Consider the following 15,783-nt stretch of genomic DNA (forward strand, 5'->3'; position numbering starts at 1 on the left):
AACCGGGTCGCGATCGCAAGCGCGGCGGAGCCGGGCGCGGCGGGTCGCGCCGTTTGAACCGGGTCGCGATCGCAAGCGCGGCGGAGCCGGGCGCGGCGGGTCGCGGCGATTGAACCGAGCCGCCATTCGACTCGTTTCAGTAGTCGGAGGTGATGGAGTGGCTCGTGTGGCAGGCACTCGTGGGGCGTCGGAAGCTGCCGAAGCCGCCCTGATGAAGGCGCTCTACGACGAGCACGCAGCGGTTTTGTGGCGTTACGCGCTCCGGTTGACCGGCGACGCGAGCATGTCCGAGGACGTGGTCCAGGAGACGTTGTTGCGAGCCTGGCAGCACCCGGAGGTCGTCGGGGACACCGAGCGCTCGGCGCGGGCGTGGCTGTTCACGGTCGCGCGCAACATGATCATCGACGACCGGCGCAGCGCCCGTTTCCGCAACGTCGTCGCCTCGACCGACGAGGCCGGCGCACCCGAGCGGTCGACGCCCGACGAGGTGAACGCCGCGCTGGACAAGCTGCTGATCGCCGACGCGATGGCGCAGCTGTCCGTGGAGCACCGGGCCGTGATCGAGCGGTCCTACTACCGCGGATGGACGACCGCACAGATTGCTGCGGACCTCGGCATCGCCGAGGGGACGGTGAAGTCGCGATTACACTACGCCGTGCGGGCGTTGCGGCTCACTCTGCAGGAACTTGGAGTCACCCGCTGAGGGGCTCCGAAAGCTTGAAGGGTGAAGAGGAAATGGATGACATGAAGGCGCCGCTACGGGGGATCGGCCCGCCCGACGACCCTTACGTGATGTGGGACGCCGCATACGTGTTGGGCTCGTTGTCGGCCGCCGAGCGACGCGAATTCGAGGCGCACCTGGCGCACTGCCGGGCCTGCCGGGAGGCCGTCGCCGACCTGAGCGGTGTGCCGGCCCTGCTCTCGCAGCTGAGCCGCGAGGAAGTCGCCGCGATGAACGACCCGGCCGCGCAATCGTTGGCGGCGACACCGGAGATGTCGCCGGAGCTGTTGACGTCGTTGCTGGCCAAGGTGAGCTGGCGCCGGCGTCGCACGCGCATCGTGACGTGGGTTGCCTCGTCGGCCGCGGCCGTGGTGCTGGCGATCGGTGTGTTCGTCGGCGTGCAGGGCTATTCGTCGCCCTCGTCGCAGCAGGTGGCCGCCTCCGCGGAGCCGATGGCGCAGGTGGGCACGACGCTGCTGACCTCCTCGGTGGAGCTGTCCAGCCAGCACTGGGGCACAGCGATCAACCTGCGGTGTGTGTGCCTGGCGCCGTTGAACGCGCACCACGACACGCTGGCGATGGTCGTGGTGGGTCGCGACGGCAGCCAGACGCGGCTGGCGACCTGGGTGGCCGTGCCGGGGCACACCGCGACGCCCGCGGGCAGCATCTCGACGCCGGTCGACCAGATCGCCGCCGTGCAGGTGGTCGCCGCCGACAGCGGCCAAGTCCTGCTGCAGCGCTCGATGTAAGGCCCTGACGTGTCTGGCCACGGGCGCTCCCTTCGGGTGCTGGTGGTGGGCGCCGGTGTGGGCGGCATCTCGGTGGCCCGGGGATTGCTGCGGGACGGGCACGACGTCACGGTCTTCGAGCGGCGGCCCGAGCTCCGGGCGCCCGGCGGTGCGGTGACGATCTGGTCCAACGGCGATACGGTGCTCCGTCAGCTGGGCGTCGACATGGATGGGGCCGGTCAGCTGCTGTCCACCGTGCGGGCCGTGACGTCCACGGGCCGCCCGCTGGCCACGCTGGACGTGACCGCGTTGGCCGACCGGCTGGGCGGACCCGTCCGGATGGTTCCGCGCCGGGTGCTGCTGGAGCGGTTGCTGGACGGCTTTCCGACCGACCGCGTCCGCTGCGACTGCCGGGCGGTGGCGTTGGCCGGCACGCACGGCGGCGTCCGGGTCGAGCTCGGCGACGGCGGCTCGGTCGAGGGTGACGTGGTGATCGGCGCCGACGGCCTGCACTCGATGGTCCGCGACGCCGTCGGCGGCCGGGCGGCCAAGCCCACCGGCTGGTGCAGTTGGCAGGGGCTGATCAGCCTCGCGGAGATCCCGGACAGGGACACCGCGCTCATGGTCGTCGGCGAGCGGGGGAACCTGGGCCTGTGGCCGGCCGGGGGTTCCGACGTGCAGTGGTGGTTCGACCTGCCGTGGTCGCACGAGTTCGTGCGGCCGCACCGTCCGATCGAGACGATCCGTTCCCATTTCACCGGGTGGTCCGACGCCGTCGATCGGGTGTTGGCGGCGCTGACCGACGACGACCTTGCGCCCTCGCCGTACCCGCATTTCCGGCATCCGATGCCGCCCGCGGGGCGCGGCCCGATCACGTTGCTCGGCGACGCCGCGCACACGATGCCGCCGACCTTGGCGCAGGGGACCAACCAGGCCCTGCTCGACACCATGGTGCTGTGCAAGGCCCTCTCGGATCGGGCGACCGGCGCGGGCGTATCGAGTGCGCTGCGCAGGTATGAGAGGACCCGGCGGCGCAGGGTGATGGCCGTGTCGCGGGTCGCATCGCTGCCGGTATCGCACGGTGAGATCGTGTTGCGGCCGGCCGCGCTGATCCCGGACCGGCTGCAGGCCCGCGCGCTTACGATGTTTCTGTTGTGGACGAGCCACCGCCGGATGTCCGCGGAAATCGACCGGGAGATGGGGGCGGCGACGACCAGCCGATCCAGCTCATGAACGACGAATCCGTCAGGGTGCGAGGCGATTTCGACGCCCCGTCACGCTGGCTTTGGCTGGTGAAGTGGTGCGTGCTGGCGGTGCCGCACTACCCGATCCTGATCGGGCTGTACCTGATCTACCCGCTGTCGACAATCGTCGCGGGCGTCGCCATCCTGTTCACCGGGCGGTACCCGCGGCCGATCTTCGACTTCAACGTCGGCGTGCTGCGCTGGTCGTGGCGGGTGATGAATTTCCGGTTCCCGATGAACAGCACGGACAGGTACCCGCCGTTCACGCTCTCGTCGCGGCCGGACTATCCGGGCGATCTGCAGGTCGACTATCCGGAGCGGCTGAAGAACTGGGCCGTGCTGGTGAAATGGCTGCTGGCCATCCCGCAGGTCCTGCTCTGCTGGTCGATGGAGCCGCTGCTGCAGCTGCTGTGCGTGGTCACCGCGGTGACGCTGTTGTGCACCGGGACCATCCCGGAGGGCATGTCCGATCTCTTGCTGGGCATCGTCCGCTGGCGGTATCGGGTGGCCGTGTACGTTTCCCTGATGCGCGACGAATACCCGCCGTTCCGGATGGACCTGGGCGGCCGGTGACTCGTCGTAATCCGTTGTTCCCCTACGTATATCGGTTCGGCCAGCCGGTCTTCGACCGGTTGTTCTATCACCGGTACCGGCGCGCGGCGCTGAGCAACGCGACCGGCCGGCTGTTGATGCTCGGCCTCGGGCCGGGAACCGACCTGAGGTTCCTGCCCGCGGCGGTGACGTCGGTCGCCGCCGTGGAGCCGGAGGCGCCGTTCCGGCGGATGGCGTCCCGGCTCGCCGGTCGCCACGGCGTCGCCGTCGACATCGTGGAGGGGACCGGTGAGTCGATCCCCTTCCCGGACAACAGCTTCGACTCGGTGCACATCGGTCTGGTGTTGTGCTCGGTCGACGACGTGGCCGCCACGCTGGGTGAGATCCGCCGCGTGCTCACCCCCGGCGGAAGGCTCGTCGTCCTCGAGCATGTGCGGGGGGACGGCACGACCGGCCGCTTCCAGGACCTGGTCGCGAAGCCGTGGTCGTGGCTGGCCGCCGGATGCGAGCCGAACCGGCGGACCCTGGATTCCATCGCCGCGGCCGGGTTCGACACCACCGCGCTGCACACCATCCCGCGCACGCCGGTCCCCTTCCCCTGCAAGCCCCATCTGCAGGGGTTCGCCACGCTCAGTCCACGCTGACGGCCTCGATGATGTTGAGCCGGGCCGCCCGCCGCGCCGGTGGCAGCGAGCCGAGCAAGCAGATCGTCAGCGCACCCGCGGTGAAGGCCAGGGCCATCGGGCTCAGGCGGAAGCCGACCGGAAAATTCATGATGTCCCCGCTGATCAGGCTGAACAGCCACTGGTCGGTCAGGCCGAACAACAGCCCCAAAAGGCCGCCCACCAAACCGATTCCAGCCGCCTCGGCCAGGACGGTCCGCAGGGTGAACCGGCGGCTGGACCCCATGGCCCGAAGCACGCCGATCTCGCGGCGGCGTTCGGTCACCGAGAGGGTCAGCGTGTTGAGCAGCGCGACGGCGGCCACCGCGACGACGATGACCCACACGGCGTTGGCGATGAACATGCTCTGATGCAGCGGGGCCTCAAGCCCGGCCAGCGCCGCGCGGCCGTCGTACACCTGGTTCGGCGCCGGCACCACCCGGCGGACGTCCGACAGCAGCCGCTTCGGATCCGTCCCGGGTGCGGCGGTGATCTGCAACGTCGTCGCGGCCGGGCGGTCGAACCACGCCCGCAGGTGGTCGAGATCGATACCCACGGTGCCGATGACGGTCGAGAAGAACGGCACCAGGGCCAGCACGGCGGCCTCGCGCGGGCCGTGCGGTGTCTGCAACTGCAGCCGGTTGCCGGCGCGGACATGCAGCGTCGCACCGAGATTCTGGGTGAGCACCACGCCCCGGCCCGCGAGCACGTCGGCGCGCAGGCGTTCGTCGAGCGCGCGGAAGAGCGCATCATGGGTGCCACCGGAGAAGCCGTCGAGCAGGACGCGGGTGCCCCCGACGACGGCGAACCCGAATGCCCCCTCGGTCACCCGCGCGACCCCGGGGACTGCGGCGACCCGCTCCGAAAGGCCTTGCGGCAGAGGATCGGTGGGGTAGCTGTCGGGGGGATCCGCGCTCACCCACACGGCGGCGTCGGCGACGGGGGACAACATGCCGCGGGCCGAGCGGATCATGTCGGCGTTGGTGCCGGTGATCACCACGGTGGTGACCACACCGATGCACACGGTCATCACCGTCGCCCACACCCGCCGCGGTGCGCGCTCGACCGTGGCCGCCGCGAGCGCCCCGACCGATCCGAACGAGCGGGCCGTGGCGGCCGTTGCCTTGACGAGGGCGGCGCTGAGCGCGAAGCCGAGCGCGATCTCGGCGCTCAGCAGAGCGGCCATCGCGGCGAACGCGAGGGTGCCGCGCTGGCCGATGACGATCCAGATCGACGCGGCGAACACGGCGACGGCGCCGGCCCCGGCGACGCCACGCAGCCATCGCGGCACGACGTCCGCCGCCGACGCCCCGACGGGCGCCAGCGCCTCGATCGGCGCGACCTTGTACACCTGGCGCGCGGCCATCGCGGAAGCGACCACGCTGGTGAGCGCCGTGGCCGCGAGGGCCAGCGGAATGGCGTAGCCCGGCAGCCAATACTCGACCCTGGCCTCGAGCCCCTGGGTCATCGCCGGGGGCAATCGGCGAATCGCGATGTGCCCGGCCACGATTCCGAGCCCCGAACCGATGGCGCCGCCGATGAGGCCGAGGGTCGCCGCCTCCCCGATCATGTCGCCGACGATCGTCACGCGCCGGCCGCCGATCGCACGCAGCATGGAAATCACCGGCCGGCGCGCGGTGATCGCCATGGTCATCGTGGTGTAGATCAGGAACGCTCCGACCACCAACGCGACCGCCGCCCCCAGCAGGGCCATGTAGTTCATCAGCTTGACGCCGTCGCCGGCGCGGGCGGCCCGAACGCTCGGGGCGGCGACCAGGGCGCGACCGTTCACCGCCGCGGTGACCGCGGCGCGCACGGCGGCCACATCGGCGCCCGGCCTGGTGGCGATCAGTATCGAGTCGAGCTGACCGGGGCGGCCGCTGACGCTCTGCGCCAGGGCGAGCGGTGCGAGGACGTAATGCCCGCCGTTGAGATCGGCGAACTGCTTGCCCGCGAGCACCTCGCTGACCCTGACCGAGCCCGAACCCAGTTGCAGCGTCTGGCCTTTCGTGTAGCCGACCCGTGGCCCGACCTGGACCCCGTCGGGCGCCGAGGACAGCGCCTGCACCGGTCGTGCGACCGCGTCCTTCAGGGCACCGCCCAGCGCGGCGGTGCTCGCATCCGCGCCGAGCAGCAGCACCGGACCGGTCGGCGTGGTCGCGGAGGTCCGGATCATCGGCGCCGCCGTGGCGACTCCGGGCACCGCGGCCACGTCGGCCAGTATCGTGTCGGGAAACCCGGCGTCGGTGCTGCCCGAGACCTCGAGTGCGGCCACACCGGCGATCCCGTCGGCCAGCCGGTTGACCGATCCGGTGATCGATCCGAAGATGCCGAAGATCGCGACCAGATAGGTTGCGGACACGGCCATTACGGCGACCGACGCGAACGTGCGGCGGCGATGCACGGCGAGTTCACGCAGGCTGAATACCCGCAGTCGGCTCGCGACCGCCGTGATCATCACGCGGGGACCGCCGGCACGTCGGACCCGACCCGTCCGTCCTGCAGCGTGATCACCCGATCGGTCGCCGCCGCGGCGTCGGCGTTGTGGGTCACCATCACCACCAGCCGCCCTTGGCCGTCCTCGTGTGCCACCTCGGCGAGCAGCTCCAGGATTGCGGCGCCCGTCGTCGAGTCGAGGTTGCCGGTGGGCTCGTCGGCGAGGATCAGCGGCGGATCCATCATCAACGCCCGCGCCACCGCGACCCGCTGCATCTGGCCGCCGGACAGTTCCGCCGGCCGGTGCTCGATGCGGTTGCCCAACCCGACGCGGTCGAGCAACCGGATCGCCTGGGGCTTCGCCCTGCCCAGCCGGACACCGTCGAGCAGCTTGGGCACCGCGACGTTCTCCCAGGCCGACAGCGTCGGCAACAGGTTGAAGAACTGAAAGATGAAACCGACCCGGTGGTGGCGGAATCGCGACTGCTGTTCGTCGCCCAGGCGGCCGATCTCCTCGCCGTCGAACGTGATCGAGCCCGAATCCGGGGAGTCGAGCGCGCCGAGCAGATGCAACAAGGTGCTCTTACCGGCGCCGGAGGGCCCGACCACCGACACGAACTCGCCCCCCGCGAGGCGCAGGCTGATCCCGTCGATCGCCCGCACCGCTTGACCGCCGACCCGGTACTCGCGCACCACGTCACGCAGCTCGATGGTCATCTAGGCACCACGATCGCCGCCCGCAGACGGTTCACGCGCCGGGGTGAACCGATCAAGAACCCGGTTCGTGTCTGAAGACATGTTCGGCAACTACCGGGTGGTCGATCACGTCGTCGGCCAACTGGCGGCGCTCGGGGTGGACCACATCTTCGGTGTCGACGGCGCCAACATCGAGGACCTCTACGACGCCGCGCACTACCGGCCCGAGGTGACCGCGGTGCTGGCCAAGCACGAGTTCTCGGCGGCCACCATGGCCGACGGGTACAGCCGCAGCGGCGCCGGCCTCGGCGTGGTGGCGTCGACGTCCGGTGGGGGAGCGCTGAACCTCGTCGCCGGCCTGGGCGAGTCGTTCGCCAGCCGGGTTCCCGTGCTGGCCCTGGTCGGCCAGGCCCCCACCACGATGGACGGCCGGGGCAGCTTCCAGGACACCAGCGGGCGCAACGGCGCCCTGGATGCCCAGGCGCTGTTCTCGGCGGTGTCGGTGTCGTGCGAGCGGGTGCTCGCGCCGGCCGATATCGTGTCGGCGCTGCCCCGGGCGGTCTCCGCCGCGCGCACCGGCGGCCCCGCGGTGTTGTTGCTGCCCAAGGACATCCAGCAGGCCCACGTGTCCGTCGAGGATGGCGCCGAGCGTCCGGCCGACCTCGGCGCGCCGATCGGCAACCCGCAGGTCATCGCCGCGGAACTGCGCCGGGCCACCGGTCAGGTCACGATCATCGCCGGCGAGCAGGTGGCCCGCGACGACGCCCGGGCCGAGCTCGAGCACCTGCGCGCGCTGCTGCGCGCCCGGGTGGCCACCGTCCCCGACGCCAAGGACGTGGCCGGCACGCCGGGATTCGGGTCGTCGTCGGCGCTCGGGGTGACCGGCGTGATGGGCCACCCCAGCGTGGCCGATGCCGTGGCCGCCAGTTCCGTGTGCCTGATCGTCGGCACCCGGCTGACGGTCACCGCGCGCGGCGGCCTGGACGACGCCCTGGCCGGCGTGCGAACCCTGTCGATCGGGTCGGCGCGGCCCCATCCGCGCTGCACCCACGTGCACACCGACGACCTGCGCGGCTCGCTGCGCCTGCTGACCCAGGCGCTACGCGGTCACGGCCGCCCGAACGGCCTGCGCGTGCCGGACGTGGTGCGGCGCACCGAGCTGACGCCGCCGGCCTGCCCCGGCCCGGGCGTGCGTTACCGCGACGCCATGGCGGTGCTGGACCGGACCCTGCCCGACGCGGTCGACATCGTGGTCGACGCCGGCAACACCGGTGCCGCCGCCATCCACTACCTCCCGGCGCGGCGCGGCGGCAGGTTCGTGGCCGCGCTGGGCATGGGCGGCATGGGTTACAGCTTCGGGGCCGGGATCGGGATGGCGTTCGGCCGTGCGAACGGCGGTCGGGCCGGCGGACGCACCGTGGTGATCGCGGGCGACGGCGCGTTCTTCATGCACGGCCTGGAGGTGCACACGGCGGTGCAATACCAGCTTCCCGTGACGTTCGTCCTGTTCAACAACAACGCCCACGCCATGTGCGTGACCCGCGAGCAGCTGTTCTACGGCGACCGCTACAGCTACAACCGTTTCCGGCCGAGCGCGCTGGGAAGCGGCCTGGCGGCCATGTTTCCCGGGCTGACATCGGTAGATGTCAGCGAACCCGCACAATTCGCCGCGGCGATTCGGGTGGCGCTGGAAGTTGCGGGCCCGGCTGTGGTCAGCGTCGAGTGCACCGCCGACGAAATGCCGCCGTTCGCACCATTTCTCGCCGCGCTGCCCAGCAACGCGGTTGTTGCAGAACAGGTTTCGACCGTAAAGGAGAACCGGGCCGATGTCGCTGCCAGCGCTTGAGGATATTCCCACCCCCATCGACGGCGTGGTCCGCATCGAGACCAGCCCGCGGGAGCAGGCGACCCCGATCATCATGGAGATGATGCGGTCGGTGTACCCGCACGACCAGGTCTTCGGCCAGTACTGCACGGTCAACGATTACGTGGCGTGCCCGCCCGACGAGCTCTACGAGTACATGTCGGATACCCGCAGCCTCGAGGAGTGGACCTACAGCCTGCGCGGCTTCACGACCACCGACGAGCCCGGCCTGTGGCTGGCCTACGACCGGCTGGGTTCGGAGACCGAGATCTACACGCGCACCGTCGCCAACGCCCAGGCGCGGACCGTCGACTACCACTGCGCGTGGGATCAGGGCAAGCACCTGTGGATGGTGTACCTGATGCGCGTCATCGATGCGCAGGTCGTCCTGGACAAGCCGGGATCGGTTGTGCTGTGGACCAATTGCCACCACCCGTTCTACGACCGCAACCCCTACCCGGAGACCGCGCCGGCACAGCGCCCGGTGTGGGTGGGCGACTTCTGGGACATGTTCGGCGCCGGGCACGCGCTGGAGTTGCAGAATCTCAAGGCCATCGCCGAATACCGCCACCGCAACGGCCTGCCGGTGACGCCGAAATGGATGAGGTAACACCATGAGCGTCAGCCTGATCGACGTGTCCACCTATCTGCCCGGCGAGCCGATCGGCGCCGACTACTACGCACAATTCGCCGAATCCGACGCCCTTCGCGAGAACGTCATGTTCCGCGCCCCGAAGTTGCGGCATCACGTCGCGCCGGACGAGAGTTCGATCGACATGATCGAGCGCGCCGCGCAGGGCCTGATCGAGCGGCACGGCCACGACGTGGTCGAAGGCGCCGACGTGCTCATCACCCACACCCAGGTACCGGACATGGCCTTCTACGGCCAGGGCGGCGGCATCGCGCACCGGCTGGGCATGCGGCCGTCCTGGGTGCTGGACCTGAACAACGGCGGCTGTGCGGCGTTCGTGTTGGCGCTCAACGTGGCTCGCAAACTACTCGCCTCCGGCGCGGGGCACACCGCACTTATCGCCATCGCGCAGAACGCGGCGGGGCAGTTCTTCGATCAGCCGACCATTCGCCGCAAGGCACAGTCCGCGGTGCCCGGCGACGGGGCGGCCGTGGGCCTGGTCACGGTAAGCGATCGATCACCCATCCTCGACGTCGAGTGCCGAACCTACGGCGAGTACGCCGGTGAGATGACCCTGTCCTACGACCCGCCCCGCAAGTGGTGGCAGGCCGGCCCCGGCGAGGGCAGCATCGGCTTCACCGAGAGCAAGATCACCAAGGTACTGGCCCGCGGCAATCGCCAGGTTCCCGAGGTGGCGCTGGCTGTGTGCGACCGAATCGGGCTGCCCGCCAAGGAGATCGACCTGCTGGTCACCAACCAGCCGAACCGCGTGTTCCTGCGCAATTGGCGTGAGGCGCTCGAGTTGCCCCCCGAACGGCATCGAGACACCTTTGACGAGTGCGGCAACCTGTTCGGTGCCGGCATCCCGGTCAACCTGGACCGCGCGATCTCCGAGGGGCAGCTCGCGGCCGGGGACGTCGTCATGATGGCCGCCTTCGCGCACGCCGGCGACTTCGCCGGTGCGGCGGCCGTGCGCTGGGGAGGCCGGGGCTGATGCAGGCCGCCCCAAGCCCGGCCCCCGACGACAGCTGCGGTCCGTTACCGGCCGCGGTGGATCCGCTTGCGTTGTCGCTCAACGAGAATCCGTTCCCGCCGCTACCGGAGGTCCGATCGGCGCTGATGCGGTCGGTGCAGGCGGCGCACCGCTACCCGGAATTCCTGCCCGAGCGGCTGCGCGCCGTGATCGCCGACCACATCGGGGTGCCCGCCGAGCAGGTGGTGCCGGGCGCCGGCGCGACGGGCGTCGTGCAGCAGGCCCTGCACGCGCTGACCGCCCCGGGCGACACGATCGCGATGTCGGCACCCACCTTCGACGGTTACCCGATCCTGGCGCGGATGGCGCGGCTGCGGCCGCGGACGGTCCCCCTGGACGAGCACGGTCACAACGACCTCGATGGCCTGGCCCGCGCCGCCGCCGACGCCCGGGTGGTGGCGCTGTGCCGCCCGCACAACCCCACCGGAACGCTGGAGTCCGCGGCTGCCGTTTCGGCGTTCCTGCGGCGCGTGCCGCGCGACACCGCCGTCCTGCTCGACGAGGCGTACATCGAGTTCACCGCGCCCGAGCATCGCATCGCCGTGTCGGCGTTGCTCGCCCGCTTTCCCAATGTGGTGGTGGTGCGGACCTTCTCCAAGGCGTACGGCCTGGCGGGGCTGCGGGTCGGATATGCGGTGGCATCGCGGGAGCTGGCCGCCAGACTGTGGTCCCAGCAACCGCCGTTCGGCGCCCCGATCACCAGTCTGGTCGCGGTCGCCGCCTCGTACGGCGCGGAAGGCCAACTGCTGCAACGGGTCCGGATGATCAACTCCGAGCGCTGTTATCTCCGGATGCGGCTGAGCGCGCTGGGCGTCTACACCACCGACGCGCACGCGAACTTCATGTACCTGCCCCCGAGGGGTGGGCCGTGGCAGGAGGTCTTCGCCGGCGGCGGCCCGCGGGTGCGCTGCTACCCCGACGGCGGCGCGCGGATCACCGTGGGCAACCGCGCGTCGACGCTGGCGGTGCTGTCCGCGCTGGGGAAAGGCCGCGCTCGCGCGCCAAGTGCGGTATGAAGGGGCGTGGCTGCCTCACGACCGCCGAAGCGTGACCCGATCGCCGCGGCGCGCGACAACTGGGAGCGCTCCGGGTGGGCCGACGTCGCGCAGGGGATGGTGGCGGTGACGTCGGTGATGCGGGCGCACCAGATCCTGCTGGCCCGCGTCGAGACGGCGTTGCGTCCCTACGACCTGAGCTTCTCCCGCTATGAGTTGCTGCGGCTGTTGGCGTTCAGCCGCACCGGCGCGCTGCCGATCACCAAGGCATCCGACCGCCTGCAGGTCCACGTCACCAGCGTGACCCACGCGATCCGCCGGCTGGAGGCCGACGGGCTCGTGCAGCGGGTGCCGCATCCGACCGACGGGCGCACCACCCTGGTGCAAATCACAGAGCTGGGCCGCTCGACGGTCGAGGACGCCACCGTCACGCTCAACGAGCAGGTGTTCGCCGATATCGGGATGTCCGAAAGCGAAGCGCGGGCGCTGGTTTCGTCGATCGAGTCGCTGCGTCGCGACGCCGGCGATTTCTGAACACGTCGGGCGATCAGGCCGCCCGGATGGCCGTGGCGACGCGTTGTGCGGCTTCGGACTGCGGGTAGTGACCCACACCGGCAAGCTTGGTCACCCTGGCGCGGGGCAGTACTTTCGCCGCCGCGTCGAGGACATGTCGACCCGATACCGGATCCTCAAGCCCCCACACCAGATGCAGCGGACCCGGCCAATTCGCCAATGCGGCCTCCCACCGATCGTGATGGACCGCCCGTTCGGCGTTGTACTTGATCAGAAGGTGCGCGAGCTTGTGACCGCCTGCACGCGACATGCCCAGCCACAAGTCGTCGAATTCGGTGTCGGTGAGCCGTGATCCGCGCACGGCGTCGAGTCCGGACCGGACCCGCCCGGGGTCGACGCGGGCGGCCAGCACTCGGCCTACGACCGGCAGGATCAGCAGTCTTTGCAGCCGCGTCGGTCGATACGCGTTGTAGACGATCCCGGAGTTCAAGACGATGACACTGTCGATGGTGAAACCGAGCCGGCCCCGATTGGCGCGGTCGATGAGTTCCTGCCCCACGATTCCGCCGTAATCGTGAATCACCAACTTCACCGAAGCCACGCCGAGGTGGGCGGCGAGGTCCGCGACGATGTCAGCCGATTCCGCCACCGAATACTCGTAGGGGTTGGGCTTGTCCGAGGCACCGTAGCCGAGGAAGTCCAGTGTGATGACCTCGTGGTCCCGCGCGAGCTCGGTGGCCACGGCTGCGAAGTCGTAGGACCAGGTCGGAAAGCCGTGCAGCAGCAGGACGGTCGGACCCGCACCGCGGCGCCGGAAGGCGATGCGGTGACCCCGCCGGCTGGTCAGGGTCTCGTTTTGCTCGATCCACTCCGCGGCCCGGGGGACCTCATCCTGGTCGATCACGCGTGCACCCTCTCTGGTGGGCCCGAAAGCGCGAATACATCTGCAAATTAAGATACACTTGCGTATGAGAATGCATCTCTGTCACCTCGGTGTCAACTGCAGATGGTGCGCCTACACGCGATCAGGAGGTAGCGAGTGGCTCGCTTGACCCGGACCGAGCAACGCGAACAAACCAGGCAACGGCTCATCGAATCCGCCGGCCGGGTGTTCTGCCGCGTCGGTTTCGAAGCGGCGCCGATCGACGTCATCGCCGAAGAGGCCGGATTCTCGCGCGGCGCTTTCTATTCCAACTTCGAGTCCAAGGACCACCTGTTCCTCGAACTGATCCGCCGCCACCTCGACGCGGAGATCGACACTCTGGGGCGCGCCCTTGATCGCATCAAGTCCGCCTCCGACCTGGCGCCGGCGATCGAACGCCGCTACCGGGTTCTCGGCGAGGACAGCAGCTGGTGCCTACTCAGCACCGAATTCCAGCTCTATACGATGCGCGGTGGAGCCAAGGCCGACGAGTTCGGTGCCATATACGAGTCCTATCGGCGCCGGCTTGGAGAGCTCATCAGCCTCCACTTCGACCGCCTCGGCATCGAATCGACCCTCAGCCCGTATGAATTCGGTGTCGCCCAAATCGCGCTCTCGCACGGATTGGCACTGCAACGCGCGGCCAACGGGTCGCTGAAAGCCAACCTGACCGCGCGCGCCCTTGCCACCTTCGTCCGGGGCGCCCTGGCCGAGCACCGGTCAGACGACGGCTCTTAGCCGTCAGCGGAGCATCTCGATGACCGCGCTGAAGTCCTTGTCGGCGTGGTCGGCCGCGAATTTGGCGTAGATCTCGGCGGCGTGCCTGCCCAGCGGCGCCGCCGACCCGGTCGAGGCCACCGCGTCCATGGCCAGGCCCAGGTCCTTGTTCATCAGGGCGGTCGCGAACCCCGGCTTGAAGTCGTTGTTGGCCGGAGATGTGGGCACCGGGCCCGGCACCGGGCAATTGGTGTGCACGGCCCAGCAGTTGCCGGTCGCGCCGGTGATGACGTCGAAGAGGGACTGCGCCGACAGCCCGAGTTTCTCGGCCAGGACGAACGCCTCGCCGATGGCGATCTGCTGCACCGCCAGGACCATGTTGTTGCACACCTTGGCGGCCTGGCCGGCGCCCGCCGCGCCGCAGTGAATGACCTTGCCCGCCATGGGCTCCAGCACCGGCCGGGCCCGCTCCAGGGCGTCGTCGTCGCCCCCCACCATGAACGCCAGTGTCCCCGCGACGGCGCCCTTCACGCCCCCGGAGACCGGCGCGTCGAGCTGCGACACGCCATGCGACTCGGCGAGCGCATGTACCTCGCGGGCGTCGTTGACCGAAATGGTCGAGCTGTCGATGAACAACGCGCCCGGTTTGGCGGCCGGCAGGACATCGGTGTAGCAGCGCTTCACCAGGTCGCCGTTGGGCAGCATGGTGATCACCACGTCGGCCCCGGCCACGGCGTCGGCCGCGCTGTCGAACGTCGTGACACCGTTGCCGGCCGCGGCGGCGACGGCCGCGGGCACCGGATCGAAGCCGCGCACCGTGTGCCCCGACGCCACCAGGTTCGCCGACATCGGTCCGCCCATGTTGCCCAGGCCGAGGAAAGCGATGCTCGTCATGGTCGCCTTTCTACGCGCTCGCCCGCACTCGCGCCGCCTCGGCCCTCCCGACGACCACCCGCATGATCTCGTTGGTGCCCTCCAGGATGCGGTGCACGCGTAGGTCGCGGACGATCTTCTCCAGGCCGTACTCGCGCAGGTAGCCGTAGCCGCCGTGCAGCTGCAGGGCCTTGTCGGCGACCTCGAAGCAGGTGTCGGTGACGTAGCGCTTGGCCATCGCGCACAGCTCGACCTTGTCGGGGTCGTCGTTGTCCAACGCATCCGCGGCCCGCCACAACATCATTCGCGACGTTTCCAGCCCGGTGGCCATGTCGGCCAGGGTGAACCGGATCGTGGGCTCGTCGAGCAGGGCTTTGCCGAACGCCGCCCGTTCCCGGACATAGGCGCCCGTCTTGTCGAAGGCGGACTGGGCGCCGCCCAGCGAGCACGCCGCGATGTTGAGCCGGCCGCCGTTGAGGCCGTTCATCGCGATGCCGAAGCCGGCGCCCTCGCCGTCCGCGCCACCCAGCATGGCCTCGGCGGGCACTCGCACACCCTCCAGGATCACCTGCGCGGTGGGTTGCGCGTGCCAGCCCATCTTCTCTTCCAACGCACCGAAACTCAGCCCCCGCGCGCCCTTTTCGACGACGAAGGCCGAGATGCCGCGCGGACCCTCACCGCCGGTCCTGGCCATCACGACGTAGACGTCCGAGGCCCCCGCGCCGGAGATGAACTGCTTGACGCCGTCGAGCACGTAGTCGCCGCCCTCGCGGACGGCGCGCGTGCTCAACGCGCTGGCGTCCGAACCCGCGCCCGGCTCGGTGAGGCAGTAGCTGGCGATGACGTCCATCGCGGCCAGCCGCGGCACCCACGCCTTGCGCTGTTCGGCGGTGCCGAACTTGTCGATCATCCACGCGCACATGTTGTGAATCGACAGGAACGCCGCGATCGTCGGGCACGCGATGGCCAGCTGCTCGAAAATGCGGACCCCGTCTAGCCGGCGCAGCCCGCTGCCGCCGGCGTCTTCGCGGCAGTAGATCGCCGCCATGCCGAGCTCGGCGGACTCGCGCAGCACGTCGGTCGGAAAGTGCTTGGCCGCGTCCCATTCCAGCGTGTGCGGGGCGATTCGTTTGGCGGCGAACGCGGCCGCCGTTTCGGTGATGACCCGTTCGTCGTCGTTCAGGGTGAACATAGTG

The 15,783-nt window shown here is 70.0% G+C and carries 15 protein-coding genes and 1 pseudogene; 11 read left to right on the forward strand and 5 right to left on the reverse strand.

The window, feature by feature from the left end; genetic code table 11:
- Positions 1–157 precede the first annotated feature (157 nt).
- Genes A5701_RS14115 through A5701_RS14135 form a run of 5 tightly spaced genes read left to right on the forward strand, consistent with a single transcriptional unit; the run spans position 158 to position 3,889 of the window.
- A complete protein-coding gene (locus A5701_RS14115) occupies positions 158–703 on the forward strand; it encodes a sigma-70 family RNA polymerase sigma factor (RefSeq protein WP_082954759.1) in 546 nt (181 codons plus the stop codon).
- Between the two features lie 32 nt (positions 704–735).
- Positions 736–1,470: an anti-sigma factor gene (locus tag A5701_RS14120; protein WP_067754347.1), complete on the forward strand. Its 735-nt coding sequence runs from the start codon at positions 736–738 to the stop codon at positions 1,468–1,470.
- A gap of 9 nt (positions 1,471–1,479) precedes the next feature.
- Positions 1,480–2,682, forward strand: coding sequence for an NAD(P)/FAD-dependent oxidoreductase (locus tag A5701_RS14125; RefSeq protein WP_067754350.1), 1,203 nt, complete (start codon positions 1,480–1,482; stop codon positions 2,680–2,682).
- A gap of 17 nt (positions 2,683–2,699) precedes the next feature.
- Positions 2,700–3,266: a DUF4389 domain-containing protein gene (locus tag A5701_RS14130; protein WP_067754583.1), complete on the forward strand. Its 567-nt coding sequence runs from the start codon at positions 2,700–2,702 to the stop codon at positions 3,264–3,266.
- On the forward strand, positions 3,263–3,889 hold the full coding sequence (locus A5701_RS14135) for a class I SAM-dependent methyltransferase (protein ID WP_067754354.1): 627 nt from the start codon (positions 3,263–3,265) through the stop codon (positions 3,887–3,889). Before A5701_RS14130 ends, A5701_RS14135 begins: the two co-directional genes overlap by 4 nt.
- On the opposite strand, the gene A5701_RS14140 is transcribed toward A5701_RS14135, so the two are convergent.
- Positions 3,876–6,365 (reverse strand): ABC transporter permease, encoded by a 2,490-nt coding sequence (locus tag A5701_RS14140; RefSeq protein WP_067754357.1) that lies wholly within the window; start codon positions 6,363–6,365, stop codon positions 3,876–3,878. The genes A5701_RS14135 and A5701_RS14140 overlap by 14 nt on opposite strands.
- Positions 6,365–7,060 (reverse strand): ABC transporter ATP-binding protein, encoded by a 696-nt coding sequence (locus A5701_RS14145; RefSeq protein WP_067754360.1) that lies wholly within the window; start codon positions 7,058–7,060, stop codon positions 6,365–6,367. Before A5701_RS14145 ends, A5701_RS14140 begins: the two co-directional genes overlap by 1 nt.
- A gap of 79 nt (positions 7,061–7,139) precedes the next feature.
- On the opposite strand from A5701_RS14145, the gene A5701_RS14150 reads away from it, so the two are divergent.
- The 5 genes and pseudogenes from A5701_RS14150 to A5701_RS14170 all read left to right on the forward strand — a co-directional run bounded on the left by A5701_RS14150 (position 7,140) and on the right by A5701_RS14170 (position 12,096).
- The gene (locus tag A5701_RS14150; protein WP_067754362.1) at positions 7,140–8,885 is read left to right on the forward strand and encodes a thiamine pyrophosphate-binding protein; all 1,746 of its coding nucleotides are present in this window, start codon (positions 7,140–7,142) and stop codon (positions 8,883–8,885) included.
- The gene (locus tag A5701_RS14155) at positions 8,866–9,513 is read left to right on the forward strand and encodes a hypothetical protein (protein WP_067754365.1); all 648 of its coding nucleotides are present in this window, start codon (positions 8,866–8,868) and stop codon (positions 9,511–9,513) included. The genes A5701_RS14150 and A5701_RS14155 overlap by 20 nt, the downstream gene beginning before the upstream one ends.
- A gap of 4 nt (positions 9,514–9,517) precedes the next feature.
- A complete protein-coding gene (locus tag A5701_RS14160) occupies positions 9,518–10,528 on the forward strand; it encodes a 3-oxoacyl-ACP synthase III family protein (RefSeq protein ID WP_067754368.1) in 1,011 nt (336 codons plus the stop codon).
- Positions 10,528–11,578: pseudogene (locus A5701_RS14165) on the forward strand (histidinol-phosphate transaminase); the annotation flags it as partial. The gene A5701_RS14160 and the pseudogene A5701_RS14165, both read left to right, overlap by 1 nt.
- Before the next feature lie 11 nt (positions 11,579–11,589).
- A complete protein-coding gene (locus tag A5701_RS14170; RefSeq protein ID WP_067754374.1) occupies positions 11,590–12,096 on the forward strand; it encodes a MarR family transcriptional regulator in 507 nt (168 codons plus the stop codon).
- 13 nt (positions 12,097–12,109) lie between these two features.
- On the opposite strand, the gene A5701_RS14175 is transcribed toward A5701_RS14170, so the two are convergent.
- On the reverse strand, positions 12,110–12,979 hold the full coding sequence (locus tag A5701_RS14175; RefSeq protein WP_197504980.1) for an alpha/beta fold hydrolase: 870 nt from the start codon (positions 12,977–12,979) through the stop codon (positions 12,110–12,112).
- Positions 12,980–13,114: 135 nt separating this feature from the next.
- Here A5701_RS14175 and A5701_RS14180 point away from each other — a divergent pair, with 135 nt between their 5' ends.
- Positions 13,115–13,735: a TetR/AcrR family transcriptional regulator gene (locus A5701_RS14180; RefSeq protein ID WP_082950150.1), complete on the forward strand. Its 621-nt coding sequence runs from the start codon at positions 13,115–13,117 to the stop codon at positions 13,733–13,735.
- Positions 13,736–13,738: 3 nt separating this feature from the next.
- Here A5701_RS14180 and mmsB read toward each other — a convergent pair whose 3' ends face one another.
- Positions 13,739–14,608: a 3-hydroxyisobutyrate dehydrogenase gene (gene mmsB, locus A5701_RS14185; protein ID WP_067754380.1), complete on the reverse strand. Its 870-nt coding sequence runs from the start codon at positions 14,606–14,608 to the stop codon at positions 13,739–13,741.
- Between the two features lie 10 nt (positions 14,609–14,618).
- A complete protein-coding gene (locus A5701_RS14190) occupies positions 14,619–15,779 on the reverse strand; it encodes an acyl-CoA dehydrogenase family protein (RefSeq protein WP_067754382.1) in 1,161 nt (386 codons plus the stop codon).
- Between the last annotated feature and the right edge of the window lie 4 nt (positions 15,780–15,783).

Origin of the sequence: Mycobacterium sp. E3305 (genome assembly GCF_001666785.1) — a bacterium.
Lineage (GTDB): Bacteria > Actinomycetota > Actinomycetes > Mycobacteriales > Mycobacteriaceae > Mycobacterium.

What these genes read in the sequence shown, in the direction of transcription:
- A5701_RS14120 (WP_067754347.1), top strand. Translation starts at nt 736, where the DNA reads ATGGATGACATGAAGGCGCCGCTACGGGGGATCGGCCCGCCCGACGAC.
- A5701_RS14140 (WP_067754357.1), bottom strand. Translation starts at nt 6,365, where the DNA reads ATGATCACGGCGGTCGCGAGCCGACTGCGGGTATTCAGCCTGCGTGAA.
- A5701_RS14145 (WP_067754360.1), bottom strand. Translation starts at nt 7,060, where the DNA reads ATGACCATCGAGCTGCGTGACGTGGTGCGCGAGTACCGGGTCGGCGGT.
- A5701_RS14150 (WP_067754362.1), top strand. Translation starts at nt 7,140, where the DNA reads ATGTTCGGCAACTACCGGGTGGTCGATCACGTCGTCGGCCAACTGGCG.
- A5701_RS14155 (WP_067754365.1), top strand. Translation starts at nt 8,866, where the DNA reads ATGTCGCTGCCAGCGCTTGAGGATATTCCCACCCCCATCGACGGCGTG.
- A5701_RS14160 (WP_067754368.1), top strand. Translation starts at nt 9,518, where the DNA reads ATGAGCGTCAGCCTGATCGACGTGTCCACCTATCTGCCCGGCGAGCCG.
- mmsB (WP_067754380.1), bottom strand. Translation starts at nt 14,608, where the DNA reads ATGACGAGCATCGCTTTCCTCGGCCTGGGCAACATGGGCGGACCGATG.
- A5701_RS14190 (WP_067754382.1), bottom strand. Translation starts at nt 15,779, where the DNA reads ATGTTCACCCTGAACGACGACGAACGGGTCATCACCGAAACGGCGGCC.